This window comes from Rhodococcus sp. NPDC055024, from assembly GCF_053608585.1.
On record NZ_JBSGVT010000023.1, the window covers coordinates 24,324 to 47,749 of the forward strand.

The 23,426-nt window shown below is 62.9% G+C and carries 22 protein-coding genes and 1 tRNA gene; 16 read left to right on the forward strand and 7 right to left on the reverse strand.

What is annotated here, in order from left to right:
* From ACWF6P_RS29960 to ACWF6P_RS30005, 10 genes are all read left to right on the forward strand, one after another.
* A complete protein-coding gene (locus ACWF6P_RS29960) occupies positions 1 to 270 on the forward strand; it encodes an HPr family phosphocarrier protein (RefSeq protein WP_019749212.1) in 270 nt (89 codons plus the stop codon).
* The gene (gene ptsP / locus ACWF6P_RS29965; RefSeq protein ID WP_452623460.1) at positions 270 to 1,943 is read left to right on the forward strand and encodes a phosphoenolpyruvate--protein phosphotransferase; all 1,674 of its coding nucleotides are present in this window, start codon (positions 270 to 272) and stop codon (positions 1,941 to 1,943) included. Before ACWF6P_RS29960 ends, ptsP begins: the two co-directional genes overlap by 1 nt.
* On the forward strand, positions 1,940 to 3,181 hold the full coding sequence (locus tag ACWF6P_RS29970; RefSeq protein WP_452623461.1) for an N-acetylglucosamine-6-phosphate deacetylase: 1,242 nt from the start codon (positions 1,940 to 1,942) through the stop codon (positions 3,179 to 3,181). The genes ptsP and ACWF6P_RS29970 overlap by 4 nt, the downstream gene beginning before the upstream one ends.
* On the forward strand, positions 3,169 to 3,948 hold the full coding sequence (gene nagB, locus ACWF6P_RS29975) for a glucosamine-6-phosphate deaminase (protein ID WP_378449301.1): 780 nt from the start codon (positions 3,169 to 3,171) through the stop codon (positions 3,946 to 3,948). The genes ACWF6P_RS29970 and nagB overlap by 13 nt, the downstream gene beginning before the upstream one ends.
* Position 3,949: 1 nt before the next feature.
* Complete coding sequence (locus ACWF6P_RS29980) at positions 3,950 to 4,669, forward strand: copper homeostasis protein CutC (RefSeq protein ID WP_452623462.1); 720 nt, start codon at positions 3,950 to 3,952, stop codon at positions 4,667 to 4,669.
* Between the two features lie 132 nt (positions 4,670 to 4,801).
* A complete protein-coding gene (locus ACWF6P_RS29985; RefSeq protein WP_452623463.1) occupies positions 4,802 to 6,352 on the forward strand; it encodes a CoA-acylating methylmalonate-semialdehyde dehydrogenase in 1,551 nt (516 codons plus the stop codon).
* 14 nt (positions 6,353 to 6,366) lie between these two features.
* Positions 6,367 to 7,527 carry an isobutyryl-CoA dehydrogenase gene (locus ACWF6P_RS29990; protein ID WP_452623464.1) on the forward strand — a complete coding sequence of 387 codons (1,161 nt, stop codon included), beginning with the start codon at positions 6,367 to 6,369 and terminating at the stop codon, positions 7,525 to 7,527.
* Positions 7,524 to 8,582, forward strand: coding sequence for an enoyl-CoA hydratase/isomerase family protein (locus tag ACWF6P_RS29995; protein WP_452623465.1), 1,059 nt, complete (start codon positions 7,524 to 7,526; stop codon positions 8,580 to 8,582). Before ACWF6P_RS29990 ends, ACWF6P_RS29995 begins: the two co-directional genes overlap by 4 nt.
* Before the next feature lie 23 nt (positions 8,583 to 8,605).
* Positions 8,606 to 9,499 (forward strand): 3-hydroxyisobutyrate dehydrogenase, encoded by an 894-nt coding sequence (mmsB, locus tag ACWF6P_RS30000; RefSeq protein WP_452623466.1) that lies wholly within the window; start codon positions 8,606 to 8,608, stop codon positions 9,497 to 9,499.
* Positions 9,499 to 10,275, forward strand: coding sequence for an enoyl-CoA hydratase (locus ACWF6P_RS30005; protein WP_452623467.1), 777 nt, complete (start codon positions 9,499 to 9,501; stop codon positions 10,273 to 10,275). The genes mmsB and ACWF6P_RS30005 overlap by 1 nt, the downstream gene beginning before the upstream one ends.
* A 91-nt stretch (positions 10,276 to 10,366) precedes the next feature.
* On the opposite strand, the gene ACWF6P_RS30010 is transcribed toward ACWF6P_RS30005, so the two are convergent.
* Complete coding sequence (locus tag ACWF6P_RS30010; RefSeq protein WP_054825961.1) at positions 10,367 to 10,900, reverse strand: MarR family winged helix-turn-helix transcriptional regulator; 534 nt, start codon at positions 10,898 to 10,900, stop codon at positions 10,367 to 10,369.
* Between the two features lie 85 nt (positions 10,901 to 10,985).
* Between ACWF6P_RS30010 and mraY the strand changes: the two genes are divergently transcribed.
* Complete coding sequence (mraY, locus tag ACWF6P_RS30015; protein WP_003941316.1) at positions 10,986 to 12,062, forward strand: phospho-N-acetylmuramoyl-pentapeptide-transferase; 1,077 nt, start codon at positions 10,986 to 10,988, stop codon at positions 12,060 to 12,062.
* On the opposite strand, the gene ACWF6P_RS30020 is transcribed toward mraY, so the two are convergent.
* Positions 12,059 to 13,327 (reverse strand): multidrug effflux MFS transporter, encoded by a 1,269-nt coding sequence (locus ACWF6P_RS30020; protein WP_378549283.1) that lies wholly within the window; start codon positions 13,325 to 13,327, stop codon positions 12,059 to 12,061. The genes mraY and ACWF6P_RS30020 overlap by 4 nt on opposite strands.
* 234 nt (positions 13,328 to 13,561) lie before the next feature.
* On the opposite strand from ACWF6P_RS30020, the gene ACWF6P_RS30025 reads away from it, so the two are divergent.
* Positions 13,562 to 13,632 (forward strand) — tRNA-Cys (locus tag ACWF6P_RS30025).
* Positions 13,633 to 13,791: 159 nt separating this feature from the next.
* Positions 13,792 to 15,087, forward strand: a complete 1,296-nt coding sequence (gene dcm, locus ACWF6P_RS30030; RefSeq protein WP_452623468.1) for a DNA (cytosine-5-)-methyltransferase — start codon at positions 13,792 to 13,794, stop codon at positions 15,085 to 15,087.
* 82 nt (positions 15,088 to 15,169) lie between these two features.
* On the opposite strand, the gene ACWF6P_RS30035 is transcribed toward dcm, so the two are convergent.
* Positions 15,170 to 15,295 carry a hypothetical protein gene (locus tag ACWF6P_RS30035; protein WP_452623469.1) on the reverse strand — a complete coding sequence of 42 codons (126 nt, stop codon included), beginning with the start codon at positions 15,293 to 15,295 and terminating at the stop codon, positions 15,170 to 15,172.
* A 394-nt stretch (positions 15,296 to 15,689) separates the two neighbouring features.
* A complete protein-coding gene (locus ACWF6P_RS30040; protein ID WP_452623470.1) occupies positions 15,690 to 16,337 on the reverse strand; it encodes a TetR/AcrR family transcriptional regulator in 648 nt (215 codons plus the stop codon).
* Between the two features lie 97 nt (positions 16,338 to 16,434).
* Here ACWF6P_RS30040 and ACWF6P_RS30045 point away from each other — a divergent pair, with 97 nt between their 5' ends.
* Positions 16,435 to 18,225 carry an N-acyl-D-amino-acid deacylase family protein gene (locus ACWF6P_RS30045; RefSeq protein WP_452623471.1) on the forward strand — a complete coding sequence of 597 codons (1,791 nt, stop codon included), beginning with the start codon at positions 16,435 to 16,437 and terminating at the stop codon, positions 18,223 to 18,225.
* Positions 18,222 to 19,067, forward strand: a complete 846-nt coding sequence (locus ACWF6P_RS30050) for an alpha/beta fold hydrolase (protein WP_452623472.1) — start codon at positions 18,222 to 18,224, stop codon at positions 19,065 to 19,067. Before ACWF6P_RS30045 ends, ACWF6P_RS30050 begins: the two co-directional genes overlap by 4 nt.
* A gap of 72 nt (positions 19,068 to 19,139) precedes the next feature.
* On the opposite strand, the gene ACWF6P_RS30055 is transcribed toward ACWF6P_RS30050, so the two are convergent.
* From ACWF6P_RS30055 to ACWF6P_RS30065, 3 genes are read right to left on the reverse strand one after another with little or no spacing between them, the layout of a single operon-like run.
* Positions 19,140 to 20,279 (reverse strand): sulfotransferase family protein, encoded by a 1,140-nt coding sequence (locus tag ACWF6P_RS30055; protein ID WP_452623473.1) that lies wholly within the window; start codon positions 20,277 to 20,279, stop codon positions 19,140 to 19,142.
* 7 nt (positions 20,280 to 20,286) lie between these two features.
* On the reverse strand, positions 20,287 to 21,069 hold the full coding sequence (locus tag ACWF6P_RS30060) for an SDR family oxidoreductase (RefSeq protein WP_007726165.1): 783 nt from the start codon (positions 21,067 to 21,069) through the stop codon (positions 20,287 to 20,289).
* A 2-nt stretch (positions 21,070 to 21,071) separates the two neighbouring features.
* Positions 21,072 to 22,238: a hypothetical protein gene (locus ACWF6P_RS30065; protein ID WP_452623474.1), complete on the reverse strand. Its 1,167-nt coding sequence runs from the start codon at positions 22,236 to 22,238 to the stop codon at positions 21,072 to 21,074.
* A 116-nt stretch (positions 22,239 to 22,354) separates the two neighbouring features.
* On the opposite strand from ACWF6P_RS30065, the gene ACWF6P_RS30070 reads away from it, so the two are divergent.
* Entirely contained in the window at positions 22,355 to 23,290 is a 936-nt protein-coding gene (locus ACWF6P_RS30070) for a helix-turn-helix domain-containing protein (RefSeq protein ID WP_452623475.1), read from the forward strand.
* The last annotated feature ends 136 nt before the right edge of the window (positions 23,291 to 23,426 follow it).

Genomic DNA, 23,426 nt, shown 5'->3' on the forward strand with positions numbered 1-23,426 from the left:
ATGGCGATCGCAACCACGACAATCGGATCCCGCGTCGGACTCCACGCACGACCCGCAGCGCTCTTCGCGCGCGCCGCGGCCGACCTACCGGTCGACGTCACCATCTCTCTCGGCGACGGCGAACCCGTCGACGCCTCCAGCATGTTGTCGGTCATGACTCTCGGTGCCGCATTCGGCGATTCGGTGACCTTGCGTGCTGACGGTGACGGCGCCGATGCCGCGGTCGGTTCACTCGCAGAGCTTCTCGCTTCGGAACTGGACGAAGCCTGATGACGGCGAGTGTGGACAACCGCATTGCGGGTATCGGAGTGAGCGCGGGTTCGGTATGTGCGCCGTGGCTGCGATTCTCCACGCCCGAACCGACCTCGGCGTCGGATCGGGTCACGGGCAGTCCCGAGGCGGAGCTGAACAGAATCCGAGAGGCGCTGGACGCCGTGGCGGAGGAACTGCTCACTCGTGCACAGTCCGTCGAAGGTGTACCCGCGGAAATCCTGACGACCTCTGCTGCGATGGCGCGCGACGCGGGCATCGTGAAGGCGGCCAAGGCGAACCTGGAGTCCGGGTTGCCGACAGCTCACTCGGTGGCGATCGCCTTCGACACGTTCTGTGAAAAGCTCACGGCGCTCGGCGGATACATGGCCGAACGGGCAACCGATTTGCGTGATCTCGGACAGCGAGCTGTTGCCGTGCTCCGCGGTGAGCCGATGCCCGGAATCCCCACTCCGGGTCACCCGTACATCCTCGTGGCGCGCGACTTGGCGCCGGCGGACACGGCGACGCTCGGTGACAGCGACGTGGTCGGACTGTTGACCGCGGAAGGAGGCCCGACCAGCCATACGGCTATCTTGGCGAAGTCGCTCGGAATCCCGGCCGTGGTGAACTGCTCGGGAACCGACCTGCTGATGGAGGGCAAACTCCTCATCCTCGATGGCACTACCGGAACGGTCACCATTGATCCCTCTGTGGAAATGTGTGAGCGGGTAGCCCTCGAAGCATCCTGCGCGGCAGAGCAGTTGGCTTCGGCGCGTGGTCCGGGTCGCACACGTGACGGATTCGCGGTGAGATTGTCGGCCAACATCGGAACCCTCGAGGACGCCGCCCGGGCCGGGGCGGCGGATTGTGAGGGCGTCGGACTGTTCCGTACCGAATTCTCGTATCTCGGGCGTCACGACGCTCCTTCGGTGGAGGAGCAGGCCCAGACGTACACGTCGGTTCTCGAACACTTCGCCGGACAGAAGGTAGTGGTCCGCACTCTCGACTCGGGTTCGGACAAACCGTTGCCGTTTCTCGATCTCGGGATCGAAGAGAACCCGGCACTGGGCATCCGTGGGTTACGAGTAGGCACGGTCTATCCCGACACTCTGATCAGTCAGCTCGACGCTCTCGCCGCCGCGGGAAACGCGACGGGCGCCGACCTGTGGGTGATGGCGCCGATGGTGGCCACGGCCGACGAAGCGAAAGACTTTGCAGAACTCGCGCGTTCGCGGGGGATCGGCAAGGTGGGAGCGATGATCGAGATTCCAGCTGCCGCTTTGCGCGCGAGGGACCTCCTCGAGCATCTCGATTTTGTCAGTATCGGCACCAACGATCTGAGTCAGTACACCTGCGCCGTGGATCGTATGACCGGGAGCCTGGCGCAGCTGCTCGATCCGTGGCAGCCGGCGGTCCTCGATCTGATCGCGATGGTCGGTCAGGCGGGCGCCGACGCCGGGAAACCGGTTGGCGTGTGCGGTGAATCCGCGTCGGATCCGCTGTTGGCTCCGGTTCTGGTCGGTTTGGGCGTCACGAGTCTGTCGATGTCGGTCCCGGCGTTGGGCGCCGTGCGCGCTCGGTTGGTGTCACTCGATCTGGCGGGGTGCAAGGACATGGCCGCTGCGGCGCGGGGCGCGCGAAACCCGATCGAGGGTAGAGCAGCCGTGGCGCGGATTCTCGAGTCCGCATGAGCACGCCAGGCTCGGCCACGGTAATCGATCCGATTGTGCTGCGGGGAACGGTGATCGGGTCACCGATCGGCAAGATTCACGACGGCGTTGTCGTCGTAGACGGTCAGAAGATCAGCTGGGTCGGCTCGGCTGCGGACTACGTCGCGTCGGCGCCCGTCTTTGCCGTTCCGGATCGTTCCGACTCGTTGATCATGCCTGGACTGATCGATGTCCACAGTCACGGCGCAGCGGGTGCTGGTTTTCCGAACACCGACGCCGATGGTGCGAGCCGCGCCGCAGCGCATCATTGCGAGCACGGCACGACTGGAATGTTGGCCAGCCTGGTCTCCGCGCCGCGCGCAGATCTGGTGCGGCAATCAACGATGCTCGCCGACCTGGTAGAACGCGGAGAACTTCTGGGTATCCACCTCGAGGGGCCGTTCATCAACGGCGTCCGCTGCGGTGCCCAGGATCCGGCGGCGATCATTCCCGGTGATCCGGATCTGCTCGAAGCCGTGTGTGACGCCGCGCGGGGCACAGTACGGTCCATGACTTTGGCACCGGAGACCGAGAACTTCGAAGAGTTGCTCGCGATCATGCGACATCGCAACATCGTACCGAGTTTCGGTCACACCGATGCCGACGCGGCATCGACGTCGGCGCGCATCGGTGCTGCAGTGCATGGGAATTGGGCCGGGCAGATCAGTGCGACCCACCTGTTCAACGGGATGCCGCCGCTGCACCATCGATCGCCGGGCCCCGTAGCGGCGTGTCTGGCGGCGGCGGCGCGAGGCGAGATGGTGGTGGAACTGATCGCGGACGGAGTGCATCTTGCTCCCGAGACCGTGTCGATGGTCTTCGATGCTGTCGGCCCGGACCAGATTGCCTTGGTCAGTGACTCCATGGCGGCTGCCGGAATGGACGACGGCGACTACCAACTCGGCGCTCTCGACGTCACGGTGCACGAAGGCGTCGCGAGGCTCGCGACCACCGACGGCAGTTCCGGTGCCATCGCTGGAGGGACTGCAAGATTGCTCGATGTGGTCCGTAGCACCGTATTCGACGGTGGAGTCGCTCTCGAAGACGCGGTCGCAGCAGCAACTCGGAGCCCAGCGCGCCTGCTGGGACTGGGCGACCTACTCGGATCGTTGGCCGTCGGCGCTCGCGCCGACATCGTGGTCACAGATCGTCAATTGCGCCTGGGGCGTGTACTACTCGGCGGAAAAGCCGCCGGAAAGGAAAAATCATGGAAATCGTAATTCAGCCGACACCCGCGGAGGTCGACTCGACCGTCGCGGACATCGTCGAAGGATATGTCAGAGCCGGGGCGACGACGCTCGGGCTCGCAACGGGGTCGTCGCCGATCGGAACTTATCGTGAACTGGCAGCGCGGCATCGCGACGCCGAACTCGACTTCTCGCTGGCCCGAGCCTTTCTGCTCGACGAGTACCTCGGATTGCCGAAACGGCATCCGCAGTCGTACTACTCGGTGATTCGGTCGGAGTTCGTCGATCACGTCAACCTGGATCCGGCGATGGTGTCCAGCCCCAACGGTGAAGCGCCGTGCCCGGAGAAGGAGATCGCCCGGTACGACCACAGCATCGCGGCGGCCGGGGGAGTGGACGTGCAGTTGCTCGGCATCGGCACCGACGGCCATATCGGCTTCAACGAGCCCGGATCGTCCTTGACGTCGCGCACCCGCGTGAAGACACTGACCGAACAGACCAGGATCGACAATGCGCGGTTCTTCGACGGTGTGGACGACGTCCCGCACCACGTGCTCACCCAGGGCCTCGGAACCATCAGCGATGCAAGGCATCTGGTGATGATCGCGACCGGAGAAGGTAAGGCAGATGCGATCGCTGCCGCGGTGGAAGGTCCGTTGTCCGCGTTCTGCCCGGCCTCGGTGATGCAGTTGCACCGCCATGTCACCGTCGTGATCGACGAAGCTGCGGCCAGTTCGCTCAAGCTTGCCGATTACTACCGGTACGCGCTCGAACACAAGCCGTCGTGGCAGTCCTTCTGACATGACCGTCTTGGAACTGGCTGTGCAGGACGTGCGGGGGGCGAGGATCGCGCGTTCGGTAGGAGCAACTCGAGTCGAGGTGTGTGCGGCCCTCGGCCCGACGGGGGGAGTGACGCCCAGCATCGGCGTGATCGAGGCAGCGTCGGAAGTGGGGATCGCGGTACACCCGCTGATCCGTCCGCGCGCCGGAGGTTTTGTGTTCTCACCCGACGAAGTGTGGGTGATGGAGCACGACGTCCGTGCTGCAGTGGCGGGGGGAGCTGCCGGCATCGTGATCGGCGCGCTGACAGAAGACAATTCGATCGACACCGTCGTGCTGCGCCGCATCATCGGATGCGTCGATCCGGCGAGAGTCGAGGTGACAGTACATCGTGCGATGGACGTGGTGACCGACCGTCTGACCGCGCTGGACGAACTGATCGACCTCGGCGTGACCCGCGTGCTGACGTCCGGTGGAGCGGACACTTGCAGTGAGGGACTCGAAGAGATCCGGCGAATGGTCGACCATGCCGCGGGCCGGATCCAGATCATGGCGGGTGGCGGAATAACCGTCGACGACATTGCGGCAATCGCTGCCGTCGGCGTCGATGCGGTGCATCTCTCGGCACGCAAGGTTGTCGCGGTGTCCGGCGGACCTGGTGGGGGTTCGGATGGATACGACGTCACCGATGGCGTAGTCGCGCAGGAAGCGGCAGCCGCGCTCCGCGCTGTGAGTGCTTAGGGAGCCCTGGGACTCCTTAACCACTCACGGCGCTTGGGCTCTAGACATACATGGACATCCAACTATAGGATGGTAGACATATTCACTGCTGCCTCCTCGGCGGTCCATACGAGCAAGGAACGGGTTAGCACAATGGTTGAAAATGCGACGGTTCACGAGTTGACGCACTTCGTCGGTGGCAAGCGTGTTCCCGGGACATCTGATCGATTTGCAGACGTGTTCGATCCCAACACCGGCAAGGTGCAGGCCCGCGTCCCCCTCGCGAGCAAGGCCGAGACCGAAGCCATCATCGCCAATGCCGAAGAGGCGCAGCTGGTGTGGGCAGCGTTCAACCCGCAGAAGCGCGCCCGCGTGCTGATGAAGTTCCTGCAGCTCGCTCAGGCGGAGATGGATTCTCTGGCCCGCCTCCTCTCGTCCGAGCATGGCAAGACCGTCGCCGACGCCAAGGGTGACATCCAGCGCGGCCTCGAGGTCATCGAGTTCGCAGTTGGCGCTCCGCACCTGCTCAAGGGTGAATTCACCGAGAGTGCCGGCACCGGCATCGACGTGTACTCCATGCGTCAGCCGCTCGGCGTCGTTGCCGGCATCACGCCCTTCAACTTCCCCGCGATGATCCCGCTGTGGAAGGCCGGCCCCGCCCTCGCCGCCGGTAACGCCTTCATCCTCAAGCCCTCCGAGCGCGACCCCTCCGTGCCGCTGCGCCTGGCCGAGTTGTTCCTCGAAGCGGGACTGCCCGCCGGCGTGTTCAACGTGGTCAACGGTGACAAGGAAGTTGTCGACGTTCTGCTCACCGACGATCGCATCAAGGCCGTCGGCTTCGTCGGCTCCACGCCGATCGCTCAGTACATCTACGAGACGGCCGCAGCTCACGGCAAGCGCGCACAGTGCTTCGGTGGCGCCAAGAACCACGCGATCGTCATGCCGGACGCCGACCTCGACGAGGTTGCCGACGCCCTGATCGGCGCGGGCTACGGCAGCGCCGGCGAGCGTTGCATGGCCATCTCGGTTGCCGTTCCCGTCGGCGAGGAGACCGCGGACGCCCTCGTTGCGAAGCTGAAGGAGCGCGTCGCGAAGCTCAAGATCGGTCGCAGTGACGACGAAGGCGTCGATTTCGGTCCCCTGGTCTGCCAGGATGCCCTCGACCGCGTCAACAACTACGTGCAGATCGGCATCGACGAGGGCGCAACGGCAGTCGTCGACGGCCGCGGCTTCACCCTCGAAGGCCACGAAGGCGGATTCTTCGCCGGCGCAACCCTGTTCGACAACGTCAGCTCGGACATGCGCATCTACAAGGAAGAGATCTTCGGACCCGTCCTACAGGTGGTACGCGCTGCCGATTACGAAGAGGCACTTCGTCTGCCGACCGAACACGAGTACGGCAACGGCGTCTCCATCTTCACCCGCGACGGCGACACCGCGCGTGACTTCACCGCTCGCGTCAACGTCGGCATGGTCGGCGTCAACGTGCCGATCCCGGTCCCGATCGCGTACCACACCTTCGGTGGCTGGAAGCGCTCCGGATTCGGTGACCTGAACCAGCACGGTCCCGACTCCTTCCGCTTCTACACCAAGACCAAGACCGTGACGCAGCGCTGGCCTTCCGGCAAGAAGGAAGCAGGTCAGGAGGGTCGCTCCGTAGACTCCGCTCCTGACAACCACTTCGTCATCCCCACGATGAACTGATCGGAACACTTTCCATGTTTACTCTGACCGATGACGAGCGGGCGATTCGTGACACTGCCCGCGACTTCGCGGCCGAGCATCTGGCGCCCAACGCAGTGGAGTGGGATCAGACCAAGCATTTCCCGGTGGACGTCCTCCGTAAGGCGGCGTCCCTGGGGATGGGCGGTATCTACATTCGTGAAGACGTGGGTGGCAGTGAACTGAGCCGCGTCGACGCTGCCCGGATCTTCGAAGAACTCGCCAAGGGTGATCCGTCGATCGCCGCGTACATCTCCATCCACAACATGGTCACGTGGATGATCGACCAGTTCGGCAACGACGAACAGCGCCACAAGTGGGTTCCCGGCTTGTGCTCGATGGATCAACTGGGCAGCTACTGCCTCACCGAACCCGGCGCTGGCTCCGATGCTGCAGGCTTGAGTACCAAGGCCGTTCGCGACGGTGACGACTACATCCTCAACGGCGTCAAGCAGTTCATCTCCGGCGCAGGTACTTCCGACGTGTACGTCGTGATGGCCCGCACCGGATCTGCAGGTGCCAAGGGGATTTCGGCGTTCATCGTGCCCAAGGATTCACCTGGACTGTCCTTCGGTGCCAACGAGGTCAAGATGGGCTGGAACGCGCAGCCTACTCGTCAGGTGATCTTCGAAGACGTGCGCGTTCCCGCTGCCAACATGCTCGGTGAAGAGGGCAGCGGATTCCGCATCGCCATGAAGGGTCTCAACGGCGGCCGGCTGAATATTGCCGCTTGCTCGGTCGGTGGGGCTCAGTCGGCGCTGGAGAAGGCCGTTGCATATCTGGTGGACCGCAAGGCTTTCGGTTCGGCACTGATCGAGTCGCAGGCCCTGCAGTTCCAGCTCGCCGACATGCGCACGGAACTCGAGGCTGCCAGGACACTGCTGTGGCGCGCCGCAGCAGCGCTCGAAGACGGAGCGTCCGACGTCGTGGAGTTGTGTGCGATGGCCAAGCGCTTTGCCACCGACACCGGATTCGACGTTGCGAACAAGGCCCTCCAGCTTCACGGCGGGTACGGCTATCTTGCTGAGTACGGGATCGAGAAGATCGTCCGCGATCTTCGGGTTCATCAGATCCTCGAAGGCAGCAACGAGATCATGAGGGTGGTCATCGCGCGCAGCGTGGTCGCATCAGGTCAGGGAAAGCAGGGAGCAGCATGAGCGACGAGCTCGAGGTATTGATCGAAAAGCGTGACGGACTGGGGCTCATCACTCTCAACCGTCCCAAGGCGATCAACGCCCTCAACCACTCGATGGTCAAGGCGATGGCCAAGGCCCTCGCGGAATGGAAGTCCGACGACGACGTCAAGGCAGTCGTACTCACGGGCGCCGGCGAGCGTGGTCTGTGCGCCGGCGGCGACATCGTCTCGATCTACCATGACGCCAAGGACGGCAAGACCGGTTCGCTCGACTTCTGGCGTGAGGAGTACATCCTCAACTCCGAGATCGCGAACTACCCGAAGCCGTACGTCGCGATCATGGACGGGATCGTCATGGGCGGTGGCGTCGGAGTGTCCGCACACGGCGACATTCGCATCGTGACCGAGCGCTCGATGATCGGAATGCCCGAGACCGGAATCGGTTTCATTCCTGACGTGGGCGGAACGTACCTGCTCTCGCGTGCTCCCGGTGAACTCGGGACGCACATCGCGCTCACCACGGCGCGACTGAGCGCCGGCGATGCCATCGCAGCAGGTTTCGCTGACCACTTCATCCCGTCGGAGAACATCGAGACGTTCATCGCCGCACTCGCGTCGTCTTCGGTTGCCGATGCCGTGGCGCAGTACGCGGAGCCGGCTCCGGTGTCGGAACTGTTGGCCCAGCAGAGCTGGATCGACGCCGCGTACTCGGCAGACGACGTCTCCACCATCGTCGAGCGTCTTCGCGCAAGTGGAATCCCCGAAGCGGAGAAGGCAGCGGAGCAGATTCTCGGCAAGTCCCCGATTGCACTGTCGGTGACCCTGCGATCTCTGCGGCATGCCAAGGAAGCAGCAAGCTTGGAAGAAGTCCTCAACGAGGAGTTCCGGGTCTCGACCGCTGCGCTCGCCTCACACGATCTGGTCGAGGGCATTCGCGCCCAGGTCGTGGAGAAGGACCGAAACCCGAAGTGGTTGCCGGCAACTCTCGACGATGTCACGGCAGAATCCGTCGACGCCTACTTCGCCCCGCTGGGCGACAACGAGCTCGGACTCGCCCCCCAACTGCAAGGCAACTGATCACCGCCGAAGGAGCATCACTAATGAGCACCATTGGATTTATCGGACTCGGTCACATGGGTGGCCCGATGGCGGCCAATCTCGTCAAGGCCGGACACAAGGTCGTCGGTTTCGACCTGGCACCTGCCGCGCTGGAGCAGGCAGTCAAAGACGGTGCATCGATAGCGGATTCGGCAGTCGACGCCGTTCGCGGTGCTGACGTCGTGATCACGATGCTGCCGAGCGGTAAGCATGTTCTCGGTCTGTACGAAGAACTGCTGCCGGTGGCAACACCGGGCACGCTGTTCATCGACTGTTCCACCATCGACGTCGCCGATGCCCGCGAGGCACACGACAAAGCCGAAGCAGCCGGTCACCGCAGCGTCGACGCACCGGTCTCCGGTGGAGTCGTCGGGGCAACCGCAGGCACTCTCGCATTCATGGTGGGCGGTTCCGGAGCGGACTTCCAGGCCGCGTCACCGTTGCTGGACGTGATGGGCCGCAAGGTCGTTCATTGCGGCGACGCCGGTGTCGGCCAGGCTGCCAAGATCTGCAACAACATGATCCTCGGCATTTCGATGATCGCGATCAGCGAGGCGTTCGTGCTGGGCGAGAAGCTCGGCCTGAGCAACCAGGCGCTCTTCGACGTGGCGTCCAACGCCTCGGGGCAGTGCTGGGCACTGACCACCAACTGCCCGGTACCGGGACCGGTCCCCACCAGCCCGGCCAACAACGACTACCAGCCCGGCTTTGCTGTCGCGCTGATGGACAAGGACCTCGGTCTGGCTGCAAATGCGCTGCGCAACAACGGCGTCGATGCGGAGATCGGGCTCAAGGCTGCCGAACTCTACAGTCGCTTCCACGCTGCGGGCGGTGGCGGTCAGGACTTCTCTGCCATCATCAACGACATCCGTGACCGTTCGACCGAAGGACAGTAGTGACCGACTTCAACACCATCATCCTCGAGCGTAAGGGTCGCGTCGGCGTCATCACGCTCAACCGCCCGAAGGCTCTCAACGCGCTGAACTCCGAGCTGATGAACGAGGTCGTCGCCGCGGTTGCCGACCTCGAAGCGGACAACGGCATCGGAGCCATCCTGATCACCGGTTCCGAGCGCGCCTTCGCCGCCGGCGCCGACATCAAGGAAATGCAGTCCAAGACGTACATGGACGCATACGTCGAGGATTTCTTCACCCCGTGGGACCGCGTTGCAGCAGCTCGTAAGCCGCTGATCGCCGCTGTCTCCGGGTACGCGCTCGGTGGTGGCTGCGAGCTTGCGATGCTCTGCGATTTCATCATCGCTTCGGATACCGCGAAGTTCGGTCAGCCGGAGATCAAGCTCGGTGTCATTCCGGGTATCGGTGGCTCGCAGCGCCTTACGCGCGCCGTGGGCAAGGCCAAAGCCATGGAACTGTGCCTCACCGGCCGCAACATGGACGCAGAAGAAGCCGAGCGTGCCGGCCTGGTCGCCAGGATCGTTCCGGCCGCCGACTTGCTCGACGACGCGTTGAAGACCGCAACCATCATCGCCGAGATGTCGCTGCCGATCGCGATGATGGCCAAGGAAGCAGTCAACCGCTCCTTCGAGACCACGCTCGCCGAGGGCGTCCGCTTCGAGCGTCGGGTGTTCCACTCGACTTTCGCGACGGAGGATCAGAAGGAAGGCATGGCCGCATTCGTGGAGAAGCGGTCGGCCGAATTCAAGCACCGCTGAACTCGAGCACCGCTGAACTTCTAGACCGCTGAAACTGCCCTCACACTCGTCGAGAGTGTGAGGGCAGTTTCTCTGTCTACGGGTGGTCGGTTCACCACTTGGTGGGCGCGCCGCCGGTGTCGAAGTCCCCGGCGGTCTTGCGAAGCTCAGTGAGGATCGTCACCAATTGTTCGAGCTTGTCTTGCTGGAGTCCGGGGTGAGCGAACACCTTGCTGTTGAGCATTTCGGTCGCTTCGAGGGCCAGTGCGCGACCGGCGTCGGAGATCTCGATGAGCGTCGCACGGCGATCGCTGGGATGCGGGACCCGCCTGACCAACTCCGCTTTCTCCAAACGGTCGACGGCATTGGTGACGCTGGTGGGGTGAACCTGGAGTCGGGCGCTCGCCTTGGCCATCGGGAGTGCGCCCGACCTGGTGAAGGTGAGAAGCGTCAGCAGTTCGTAGCGAGCGAAGGTCAACCCGAGCGGCTTGAGTACCTCTTCGACCCGCGCCATCATGATCTGCTGCGCACGCATCACCGACGTGACCGCAGCCATACCGTCGGCGACGTCGCTCCACCCGTGCTCCGTCCACTGACGATGCGCCTCTTCGATGGGGTCGAGGGGGAGCGGTGCGGGGGGAGACATAAGGTCGATCATCCCATGCTCCGAAGCGGTCGGGTGCCTTGTCTGATTGTGTGTCGCAGCCGCTTACGTCTGTAGAGTCCCACGGGTGATTTCAATCCTCGTCGCGGGTGGCGTCTCGTTGTTCGTCGCCCTCTTCCTGACTCCGTTTCTCATTCGTGTGCTTTCGCGGCAGGGGCTCGGGCACGAGATTCGGATCGAGGGCCCGCAGAGTCACCAAGGCAAGCGTGGCACCCCGTCGATGGGCGGCATCGCGATCATCGCCGGCATGTGGGCGGGCTACCTGGCGGCACACATCATCGGTTTCGGCTCGCGGCTACCGCGGCTGTCTGCGTCCGGTTGGTTGGTTCTCGCGCTCGCGACGTCACTGGGAATCGTCGGCTTTCTCGACGACTTCATCAAGATCCGCAAGAAGCGCAACCTCGGGCTCAACAAGACGGCCAAGACCGTTGGTCAGCTGGCGAGCGCCATCATCTTCGGCATTCTGTTCCTGCAGTTCTCCAACAACAACGGAGTCACACCAGGCAGTCAGTATCTGTCCCACGTTCGTGACATCTCGGTGTTCTCGATGGGGGCCATCGGCTTCGTGGTCTTCTTCTGCATTCTGGTGTTCGCCTGGTCCAACGCCGTCAATTTCACCGACGGTCTCGACGGTCTCGCAGCCGGCTCGATGGGCATGATCCTGGGGACCTACGTCGTCATCGCCGGCTGGCAGTACCGGAACTCGTGTGTCCTCGAGCCCGCCGCCGGATGCTACGACGTTCGCGACCCTCTCGATCTCGCGATCGTCGCTGCCGCAGCAGGCGGAGCGTGCCTGGGCTTCCTCTGGTGGAATGCCGCCCCGGCTCAGATCTTCATGGGCGACACCGGCTCCTTGGCGCTCGGCGGCCTGGTGGTCGGCCTGTCCGTCACGACGCACACCGAGCTGCTGATGGTCATCATCGGCGCCCTGTTCGTCGCTGAGATCCTGTCGGTGATCATCCAGGTTCTGGTGTTCCGATCGTCCGGCCGACGCGTATTCAAGATGGCCCCGATCCATCATCACTTCGAGTTACTCGGCTGGCCGGAAACCGTCGTGATCGCAAGATTCTGGATCTTCGTCGCGATCTCGTGCGTCCTGGGACTTGCCACCTTCTACAGCGAGTGGTTCTCCGCTGCCGGTTAGACCGATTCGCTCTTTCGGGTCGTAGCCAGAAGAGCGATCAGCCCGAGCGACACACACGCCGTCATCGTGACGGCCAGAGCCGTGCTGGTGTTTCCCAGTAGGCCGACGGCGGGCGCGATGGCCGCGCCGACGCCGAACTGAAACGCACCGAGCATCGCCGCTGCAGTACCGGCCGCTTCGCCGTGACGAGCGAGAGCCAGCGCCGGGGCGTTGGGGAGAACAAAGCCGATGGCGCCTGCCATGACCCACAGTGCGATCACGAATCCGGCGAGCCCGCCCAGTTCGAGGACCGCGACAGTGATAACTACCGCGCCGGAGACAACCGCAGCGACGAGCGCCCACTTGGTGATCTGCTGAGGAGTCCAGCGGTCGAGCAGTCGGACGTTGACCTGCGAAGCACCGATCAACGCGATAGCGCCTGCGCTGAAGAGCAGCGCGAACTCCTGTTGATTGAGGCCGTACTGGTCCTGATAGACGAACGACGCCCCGGAGACATACGCGAACAACGACGCCATGCCGACGCTGGAGACGAGCGTCAGCACCATAAATGTGCGGTCGCCGAGCAGCGAACCGTAGGTACGGAGAACCGACTTCAATCCGCTCGGGCGACGCTTTTCCCGCGGCAGAGTTTCTGCGAGTCCGAACGCACCGATCATCGCCGTGCCGACGCCGATCAATGCCAGGACGACGAAGATCCCGCGCCAGTCGAGGGCGACGAGGAGAGCGCCACCGATGCTGGGCGCCAGGATCGGTGCAACACCGAGCACGAGCATCAGCCGGCTCATCACGACGGCAACGGTGTTACCGCTGTAGAGGTCGCGGACGATCGCCATGGTGACCACTGCCGCGGCCGCGGCGCCCATGCCCTGGAAGACCCGCAGGATGCCGAGGACCGCGATGCTCGGTGCGAAGACCGCCAGCAGCGAGGCCAGGATGTGCACGCCGATTCCGGCAAGCAGCGGCTTCTTGCGGCCGAGAGTGTCCGAGAGCGGCCCGACCAACAGCTGTCCGAGTGCGAGACCGATGAGAGTTCCGGTGATCGTCAGCTGAACCGTTGACGACGAGACCCCGAGATCGGCGCCGATATCCGGCAGCGCAGGCAGATACATGTCGATGGTGAAGGGCCCGAGCGCCGTCATGGAACCGAGAGCAAGGATCTTGCCGACACTCGGCTTGCGGTCGACACTGCTCGTTTCCAGCGGGGCCGCCTCCAAAGGCGGAGCTGCCTTCACAGGCGGGGCGATGGCGGTGTTCTCGGCACTCATGAAACCTTCTGGGTTGTCTGGGTCTGGCGAACTGCTCGGTCGTTCGGTCGAAATTTGGGCCGCAATCGAATGACCTGCGCCCACCGAGGGAGTCAGCATCGAGACTGACCGATTTGTTCCCGAAGGGCCCGTAGTTTTCCCAGAGACTGGAACGCTTGATGGGATTGCACTCGAATCATGCTGAGCGGAACTGTGGATCGACGCCGTCACTCGGGGGCAGAGTTACTCAGTGACGCGGGTGTGGCTGAGTGGCTAGGCACCGGCCTGCAAAGCCGTTCACACGGGTTCGAGTCCCGTCATCCGCTCGTGTCGGAGACCGGCAGGCATACCGCCTGCCGGTCTCTCTTGTGTAGTCCTGGTCCATGTCGTCGGCTGCGATAGTCTGGGCTGCCGGAGCGAGCGGACCACATGAGTGAGGCACTGATTTGATTTCGGGACAGGACCTGCGATCGCGGCGCGTGGACGTGGGGATCAGTCAGTTCCAGTTCGCCCGCCAAGCAGGAGTCTCGTCAGCAGTCGTATCGGCGTGGGAACTCGACAAGGCGTATCCCAAACCGCCGGCGGAGCGAGCAGTTCTCGCGGCCCTCACCGCGTTGGAATCTGCGAAGCGTGAGGGCACGTATGCGGCGCCGCGGAAGCGATCGAGCGGTAGTGCCCGCGCGCGTCGGGCGACACCTGTCAACTACCCCGCCTCGGTGACCCGGCGTGTGGTCGCGGGGGCAGGAAGCGGCGGCCCCACCGTACTGACGGCGTTCTCCGGGTGTGGCGGTATGGCCGAAGGCTTTCGGATGGCAGGGTTTTCGGTGGAGGGATACATCGAAGTCGTGCCGGAGGCCCGCGCTACTTTCGATCGGAACTTCCCCGGCGCGAAGTGCCTCGGCGAGGACATCCGGGCCATCGACGAAGCCCGTGTGAAAGATCTTCTGGCACAAGTGGACATCGATGTGTTGGCCGGGGGACCGCCGTGTCAGGGTTTCAGTCTCGCCGGCCGGCGAGACCGCGCCGATCCGCGTAACCATCTATTCCGGAACCTACTCGAGCTCGCCGAACTGGTGAGGCCGAAGGTCTTGGTGATGGAAAACGTGCGGCTGCTCCTCAGCATGAAAGACCCGGACGGCGGGATGGTCGTCGACCGGATTCTCAGCGAGATGGCTGCATGCGGCTACGACGCGTCGGTGAACACGGTGAATGCGCAGGATTACGGAGTCCCGCAGTTCCGGGAAAGAGTGTTCATCGTGGCGACCCACCGGGACAGTGATATCGGGCCACTGCGTTTTCCGCCGAAGACTCACGGCGTGAATAGTGTTGCGCCGCTGCGAACTTTTCGTGACGCCACCGTCGACCTGGCTCCGCTGGAATCGGGGCAGGCATGCGAAACAGATCCGTTGCACTGGGCCGTCGAGCATCCCGAGCACGTCCTGCGGTGGCTGCGTGATGTGCCGGAAGGGATGTCGGCTCACGACAACGAAGATCCGGCCATGCGACCGTCGTCCGGATACAACACGACGTACAAGCGACTGAGATGGGACGAGCCGGCGTCGACGGTCGGAACTACTTTCGGGATGATCTCGGCGTCACGCAACGTGCATCCGAAACACACCCGATCGTTGACCGTTCGAGAAGCTGCTCGCCTCCAGACCTTTCCCGACGACTACGTCTTCGAAGGCAAGTGGGGAGCGGTGCGCACGATGATCGGCAATGCGGTGCCGCCGCAGCTGGCGTCGGTACTGGCAGGAGAGATCAAGATGGCACTCGGCTGAGATAGAGCACCGACGGAAAATGGGGCCGACGATGTCGGCCCCATTTCGAGTTACGCCCTGGCAGGGGTGTGGTGCAAGCGAATCAGCTGAGGTTGAGCTTGGCGATCAAAGGCTGGACGACCTTGATGATGTCGATGACGGCGCTGAGGGTGTTGATGGAACCCATGTTTCGGTCCTCCGTGTCGTATGTACAGGTTTGTGTGTACAAGGTTGTGTCTGCGTGGTGTTTCTGTACGACCTTGTGTCGCAGACACAAATTAGCAAACTGGACGCTTGTTTGGGTCGAAATGACGACTTTGCGCTGAAGTTGCTGAGAAGTTCACGAATTATTCAGGAAGGAAAACAAAAAACAGGCCGGACTCCCCGAAGTCCGGCCTGTCGATGACGCTTTGCGATCAGCTGAATGCCGACAACGCGCTGATGAGGCCGATGCCCGCAACTGCGACCTTGAGGACACTCAAGACGTCTTCGAGCTTGACGCCAGCGGGCAATACGTTTTCGACAGACTCCATGTTGGATCCTTTATGTGTTGGGGTCGTGGTCCAGCGCCACTGCAAGCAAGATACCCAATCGTGACCACCTGTGAAACCCCGGCGCGAAGATCACAGTTGTGTTGCGCCGGACTCGCTAGCTGTCGCAGCCACCGTTGCCGCCACAATTTGCTCGACGCTGATGCCGGCGGCCGGTAGGCAGTGGTAGAAAATTCGTTCGCAGAGGTCGACCATCTCGCCTCGTTCGAGGGTCGGCTCGTCGATCCAGTTGACGACGATTTCCTCCATGAATGCCTGCCATCCGGCAATGGTTGCCTCGACCGTCGCATTCGACTCGATGCTGAGATCCGTGAGCGCGGCGACGATCCACGTGGTGAAGGTGCGGCGCATCCCGCGGTAAATCGTGCGCATCCGGATGTCGCCGCTGCCGGCCATCCGCATCACGGCGAGGTAAATGGTGGGGTGCTCGATAACGGCATCGACGAAAGTCTCGATACCTGAACGCAGCTGGGACGTGATCGGTAGCTCGGGATCCGGCCGCATTCGATCTTCGAGATCGGCCGAGGCGGCCTCGAGTATGGCGTTCTGGAAACCCTTTTTGTTTTTGAAGTAATGGAACAACAGGGGCGGTGAGACGCCGGCCTCGGCCGCAACCCGGTCCATCGACAGCTGATCGAAAGGCTCGGTCCGCAACATGTGCACTGCCACCTCGAGGATTTGCCTCTGACGGTCTTCGGGGGAGCGGGGGACTGCAGCCATTCCGACATCTTATGTATTCGCTCGTAAGGTTCATTGACTTTTACTCAACGCTGTCTATAACGTGAGGTAACACATACGTGAGGCGAGGAGTCCGACAGTGTCTGCTTTCGACATCGTGGTCAACGACGGGTTGTGGTTCGACGGGACGGGGGCTCCTGGTCTACGTCGAAATCTCGGAATTCGAGACGGCGTGGTCGCGGAGGTGTCCACGACGCGCCTCGAAATCGGACCGGACACCGAGGTGATCGATGCGGCCGGCAAGTGGGTTCTCCCGGGCTTTGTCGACGTCCACACGCACTACGACGCCGAAGCCTTGGTCAGCCCAGGGCTTCCGGAATCGGTTCGCCACGGCGTCACGACGGTCGTGCTCGGTAATTGCTCACTGTCTACGGTGTATTCGACCCCGCGCGAGATCGCGGACCTGTTCAGCCGAGTCGAAGCAGTTCCCCACGATGCGGTGCTGAGCATTCTCGAAGCGAACAAGACTTGGAGCGGCCCCGCCGCTTACACCGCCGCACTCGACGCACTCCCGCTCGGACCCAACGTCGCGGCATTCATCGGCCACTCCGACATTCGCACGCATGTACTCGGTTTGGGGCGAGGCACAGACAAGAAGGTCAAGCCGAGCCGCTCGGAGCTCGGGCGTATGGGCTCGATGCTCGAGGACGCCATCGATGCGGGGATGCTCGGCCTGTCGTCGATGACCAATGCCCTCGACAAGATCGACGGCGACGAATACCGTTCTCGCTCTTTGCCGTCGACGTACGCGCGGTGGAAGGAGTTCCGATTCCTCAACCGTATCCTTCGTGATCGCGGAAAGATCTTGCAGAGCGCTCCGACCATCAACCTGCATCCGAACGTCGCGGCGTTCTTCGCCGAGAGTTCCGCGATCGGACGCAAGAAGCCGCTCAAGACTTCGCTGCTCTCCGGTGCGGATTCGAAGGCCTACCCGGTGATCGTGTACTTCATGCTCGCTGCAGCCCCACTGCTGAACCGTTTCGCCAAGACCGATTTCAAGTGGCAGCACCTTCCGGTTCCCTTCACGGTCTACGCGGATGGAATCGACCTCGTCGTGTTCGAGGAGTTCGGTGCCGGCGCCGCCGCGTTGCATCTCAAGGACCAGGTGGAGCGCAACAAGCTGCTCCAGGACGAGTCGTACCGCCGCGCATTCCGCAAGGACTACGACAACAAGTTCTCACCCCGCATCTGGCACCGCAATTTCTACGACGCCGTCATCGTCGGTTGCCCGGACGAGACGTTGATCGGCAAGAACTTCGGTCAGGTCGGAGACATCCGGGGAGTGCACCCGGTGGACGCCTACCTCGACTTGGTGGTCAAGTACGGGCGAGATCTTCGTTGGCGCACCACCATTGCAAATCATCGTCCCAAGTTCGCCAAGAAACTCGCCGCGAGTTCCGGCGTACAGATGGGCTTCGGCGATGCCGGTGCGCATCTGCGCAACATGGCGTTCTACAACTACCCGGTGCGGCTCCTCAAGCGCGTCAAGGACGCCCAGAGTGACCGCAAGCCGTTCCTGACCATCGAGCGCGCAATCCACCGCCTGACCGGTGAGTTGGCGGACTGGTACGGAATCGATGCCGGGCATCTACGCCAGGGTGACCGCGCGGACTTCGTTGTCATCGACCCGGCCGGGCTCGACGAGTCGGTCGACGGGTTGTTCGAGGCAACCGTCCCCGAGTACGGCGGAATCAGCCGGATGGTCAACCGCAGCGACGATGCAGCCGTCGCGACCGTGATCAACGGCCGACTCGTTTACAGCGACGGCGAATTCGCCCCGGGATTCGGAACCGAAAAAACGGGTCAATTCCTGCGCGCCGGCGAAAAGGCTCCGGTTACGGGTGTCGCGAAGACTAGCGTGGCGCTATGACTTCACCGGCGGATCGCCTCACCTCGTACTCCCGGTCCGGACTGACCTTCGACGTACGCGACGAAGGGCCGATCGACGGTCCGGTCGTGGTCCTCCTGCACGGTTTTCCGCAGGATTCGAGCTCGTGGGATCAGCTCGCACCGCTACTGCACGCCCGCGGCTTCCGTACCGTCGCACCGGATCAGCGTGGGTACTCACCCGGCGCGCGGCCGAAAGCGCGCTGGGCGTACCGCGGGTCCGAGCTTGCCGCAGATTCTGTCGCATTGATCGACGCACTCGGTGTGGGGAAGGTGCACCTGGTCGGCCACGACTGGGGTGCCGCCGTGGCTTGGCAGGTTGCTGCCGAGCGGCCCGATTTGCTCAATACTGTTACCGCGGTGTCGGTTCCGCATCCACTTGCGTTCGTCAAGGCGATGGTGACCAGCACGCAGGGGCTGAAATCGTGGTACATGGGGGCGTTCCAATTGCCCTTCGTACCGGAGAAGGTTCTGTCCTCCACATCGGCGGGTGAGAAGTTCCTGGTCTCGAGCGGACAGACGCCGGAGAACGCGCGGCGAGATCTGAACGCCATGCTGGCTCCCGGCCGCCTGCGCGGCGGTCTGAACTGGTATCGCGCGATGTGGATGACCAAGCCGAACCCCGCAACTGCCCGCGTCACCGTGCCGACCATGCACGTCTGGAGCGACGGCGATGCTGCCATCGGGCCCAAGGGTTCTGCGCTCACCCGCGCGTTTGTCGACGGCCCGTACCGGTTCGAAGTTCTCCGAGGCGTGAGCCACTGGATTCCGGACGAGGCGCCGGAGGAGTTGGACCGACTGCTGGGCGAGCATCTCAGCAACTGACCGAGTTTCGATCACTGAAGCCCGCCGGTCGGCGGGGCTTCAGTTGTCAGCAAAGTGGTCGGCCAACGGTTGTCAGCGAGTTCCGAATCGCTCTTCCACCTGCTCCTTCGTCAGACCGAACTCCTCGAGCGTGTACTTGTGCGAAGGTCTGCGAGCACCCGAGCGGCTTTCCTCGTGCATGGCCTCCATCGACTGCTGTGCGGCAGATGTCAACGGGATGTCGAAGTGCGTGTAGATGTTCTCGACGGTGCCCAGCGGATCGGTGACGAAGTCCTGGTAGTCGACGTCGATGAACTGTGCCGGATTGTGGTGTGCGCGTGCACTGTCGAACTGCTCGAGACCCCTGGCCCACAATTCGAGCTGACTTTCGCCGATCACCTTGTCGGTGAACGTGTTCGACCAACCCTCTGTTGCCTGAGCGGCCAGGCTGCACACCGACGGAATGATCGTCGTAGGGGAGCGGTGAGTCTGAATGACAAGCGCGTCGGGGTACGCCTGCATCAATTCGTCGAGCGCAAACAGATGGCTCGGGTTCTTGAGGACCCACCGTCGATCCCGATCGGGCAGACCGATCAACTGCAGGTTCTTCTTGTGTCGTGCATAGGCATTCGACCATTCCTGGTCCTTCAGCCATGCGGAGTACGTGGGCAGGTTCGCCAGGCACTCGTAGGACACGGACTTGAACGTCTGACGTAGCAGTTGCCAGCACTCTTCGACTTCACTGGCTGACATGTAGTGCACGCCCATGAATTCGGGATGCTCGACGTGGTGTTGCCCGAACGTCTCCTCGATCTTGGCGAACACCGGGTTCGACTCCCACGTGTCACGAGGTGGCCGAGGCTGCGGAAACTCGGTCAGCCACATCTCGAGGCCCTGGTGGGCCGGATCGACTGTGAGGAGGCGGTGCAGGGCCGTGGTGCCGGTGCGCGGCAACCCGGTGACGAAAATCGGCCGCTCGATCTTGACGTCGGCGTGCTCAGGGTGCTCCTTCCATGCCGATTCACTGAGCAGACGTGCCACCAGCGCGCCGCGAAGGAATACCCGAGAGATCTTGCTGCCGAAGGGGGTCAGATCCTCGTCGCGGTCGTAGGACTCGAGGAGGACTGACAGTGCCTCGGTGTAATCGTCGACGCCGAAGTCCGTCAGTCCGGTCATCCGCGTCGCCGAGGCGTGGAGATCCTCGACGGTGCCGACGTGAGTGCGTTCAGTCATGGTGCTCCTAGTGATGGAATTCGCCGCAGTTGACGTCGATACATTGACCGGTGATGGCGCTGGCCATCGGAGACGCCAGGAAGATCGCCGCGTCGGATACTTCGTCAGTCGTCGGCAGGCGCTTGAGGTCGGTGTTCGAGGCGGTGTGCTCGTAAATTTGCTCGACGGTCATGCCGAACTTCTCCGCCTGGTGTGCGAAGTAACCCTTGAGGGTATCGCCCCAGATGTAGCCGGGTGCAATCGAATTGACACGAATTCCTTGCGGACCTAGCTCGGTGGCCAGGGACTGCGACATGGCGAGCAGGGCCGATTTTGCCATCTTGTAGCTGCCGTACCGCTCTTGCGAGTGGCGCAACACCATCGAATTGATGTTCACCACCGAGCCGTCCGACTCTGCAAGGGCCGGCGTGAACAGTTGGGTCAGACGAAGCGCACCGAGCACGGTCAACTCGATGCTGTCGCGGATGTGCTGGTAATCGGTGCGAGCCAACGGTTTCATCGACGGTATCGAGAATGCATTGTTGATCAGGGTGTCGACTTTGCCGTAGGCGGCGATGGATTCGGCCACCAGATTCTCGGCGGAAGCCTGGTCGGTGATGTCAGTGGCCACGGTGACTGCGCGTCCACCGGCATCGACGATTTCCTTCGCGACGTCGTCGAGTCGCGATTGCGTGCGCGCTGCGAGAACAAGACTCGCGCCGGCCGACGCACAACGAAGGGCCAAAGCGCGGCCGAGTGCCGGACCGACTCCGGAGATGACTACTACACGGTCTTCGAGCAATGCGGTCATGATTACCCCAGCATTCGGTTGTCGATGGCGGCCTGGCGCTGGGCAATTCGCGCTGCCCACTCCTCGGCGGTGATGGCGTTGGTGTCGAAATGCGGCAGGTGCTTTGCAATATCTTCGACTGGAACGATGTCGACGGTTGGCCCGTCCTCGGGCGTCAGCTCACGGGATACGCGCTGCCAACGGAACTGAAGAATGCCGCGCGGATGCCCGACGGTTTCGACCCAGTTGGTGACGCCGGGGTTTTTCGCGCTGACGACCATTCGGACCATCCCATCCGGATCCACCTGTGCCTGGCCGTTGTTGAGGGAGGTCTGATGATTGACGTAGTCGAGCGAGATGTACCAGAGGCTCCCGAGTTGGAATCCCAGATACGGTGCGTCCGACGCCGGAACGGTGATGATCATCGCCTGGTCGTCGGTGAGTTCGTAATGTCCCACCGACGAGTACTGCGTCGCCAGTCCGCCCGGAGTCAACCGCGGTTCGGTCATGGTGTTAACCGTGAGCTTGAGGTAGAACCACTCCGGAAACTGCAGCCACGTCTTGACCCGCGTGACCAGGGCCTTCCCGGCCCGTGCATACCGCTTCTCGGTCTCTTCCGCGGTGAGGGGCGGCGGCGCGATGCCGATCGAATCGGTGCGCTCGATGCGGATCACGCCGCGCTGCTGACTCCAATCGCTGTAGACCTCGCGCACGACCAACTGCGAGGATCCTGGCGCCAGGGTGTAATAGTTGGCTCGTCCGTCGGCAGGACCAGGGCCGAACCACGCGACGAAGTTGCCGTCGTCGTCTATCTCGAGTTCGCGGTCGTCGAAGGCGATCTCGCTTCCGGGAACATTCGAGTTGGTGTAGTTTCCGCTCAATACCTGGAAGCTGAGATCGGCTGTGGTGCCGCGCTTTCCGGTGACCTTGTATTCCTTGTCGTCGTTGATACGAGCGCCGAAGTACAGGGTGTCAGGGTTGTCGAGACCCATCTTGGTGAACGGTCCGGTGCCCTGGATGAAACTCGGATGGGTCTTTTCGCCGGCCCAAGCGGCATGCGTCGTCGCGATGATTCCGCCGGCCAGATATTGGTATCCCTCCAGTAGATCCTGCTCGGATCTGATGTGCGGCGCAGTCTCGATCAATTTCTCGGCTTCGGCGATCGCCTCGGCAAACGGGTCCGTCAGCACGCTGGCTCCTCACAGTTCCGACTATGTCGCCGGCCCAGAGCGTCGTGGTACAAATATGTACCTATGGGGTAGATGTTGGGTATTCCGACAATAGAACGCGTTCTAGGGAGTGGTCAATGGGTGGACCGGAGAAGGCGCCTGAAGAGGGTCGCTCGAGGGGGAGGCAATCGCCTCCCACCGAACGGGTGGTTCAGGTGCTCGACTACCTCGTCGGCCGCCCTGACCAGCGGTTCGGGCTGTCGGAACTCGCCCGCGCCCTCGAGATCAGCAAGCCGACCTGCCTGGGAATTCTCACGGCGCTGGCTGACCGTGGGTACCTGACACGGGACGAGGTGTCCAAGACCTACGGGCTCGGTCCAGCTTTGATCGCGGCCGGACGTGCAGCTCAGCGAGGGTTTGCCGTCGGACCCATTGCCCGCACCCACCTGGAGAAGGTGAGTGCGGAGTTCGGCACGACGTGCACGGCGTCCGGCGTGATCGGTGATCAGATCAGTGTTCTCGAAGTGACCGGACCGATCGGCGCGCGTCGCACCGCCAAGGTCGGTCAGGTGTATCCGTTCGCTCCGCCGGTCGGACTGATGTACGTCCTCTGGGGTTCGGATCACGACATGGACAGTTGGCTGAGCAAAGAGCCGAGCCTGCCGGTGCGCTTGGATCGCGAGCGTTTGTGGAATGTCGTCCGCGAGTGCCGAGCCGCGGGGTATCTGGTCGAGAGTCTGGATCCGGTGGGGCAGCGACTTCACACGTTGATGGCGGGCGTTGCGACGCACGATCTTCCGCCCGAAGTGCGTGAGCTGCTCGGTGAGATGGTGTCGAGCCTGGGTGAGCGGGTGTACCTCGGACGCGACATCAGTTCTGACGACGAGCATCCGGTCAGTCTCATCGCCGCCCCGACTTACGACGCCGAAGGGCATCAGGCGCTGGTGCTCACGCTGTATGTCGGCGGGGCAATCTCGGGTGCCGAGATCGAGCGAAGGGCCGCGGCGCTGGTTGCGGCGGCCGACGCGGTGACGGCGGAGGTTGGTGGCCGGAGTCCGGTTCGCGGTCTGTGACGTCTTGTAGCCGGTCATTGACCTTTGGGTAGAACGAGTTCTATTCTGTGATTGCGTTCAATTTAGAACCAGTCCGGTACATAAATGTACCGATGCGGTGACGAAGTTCCCGCAACGGAGTCAGTGATGCTCAGGA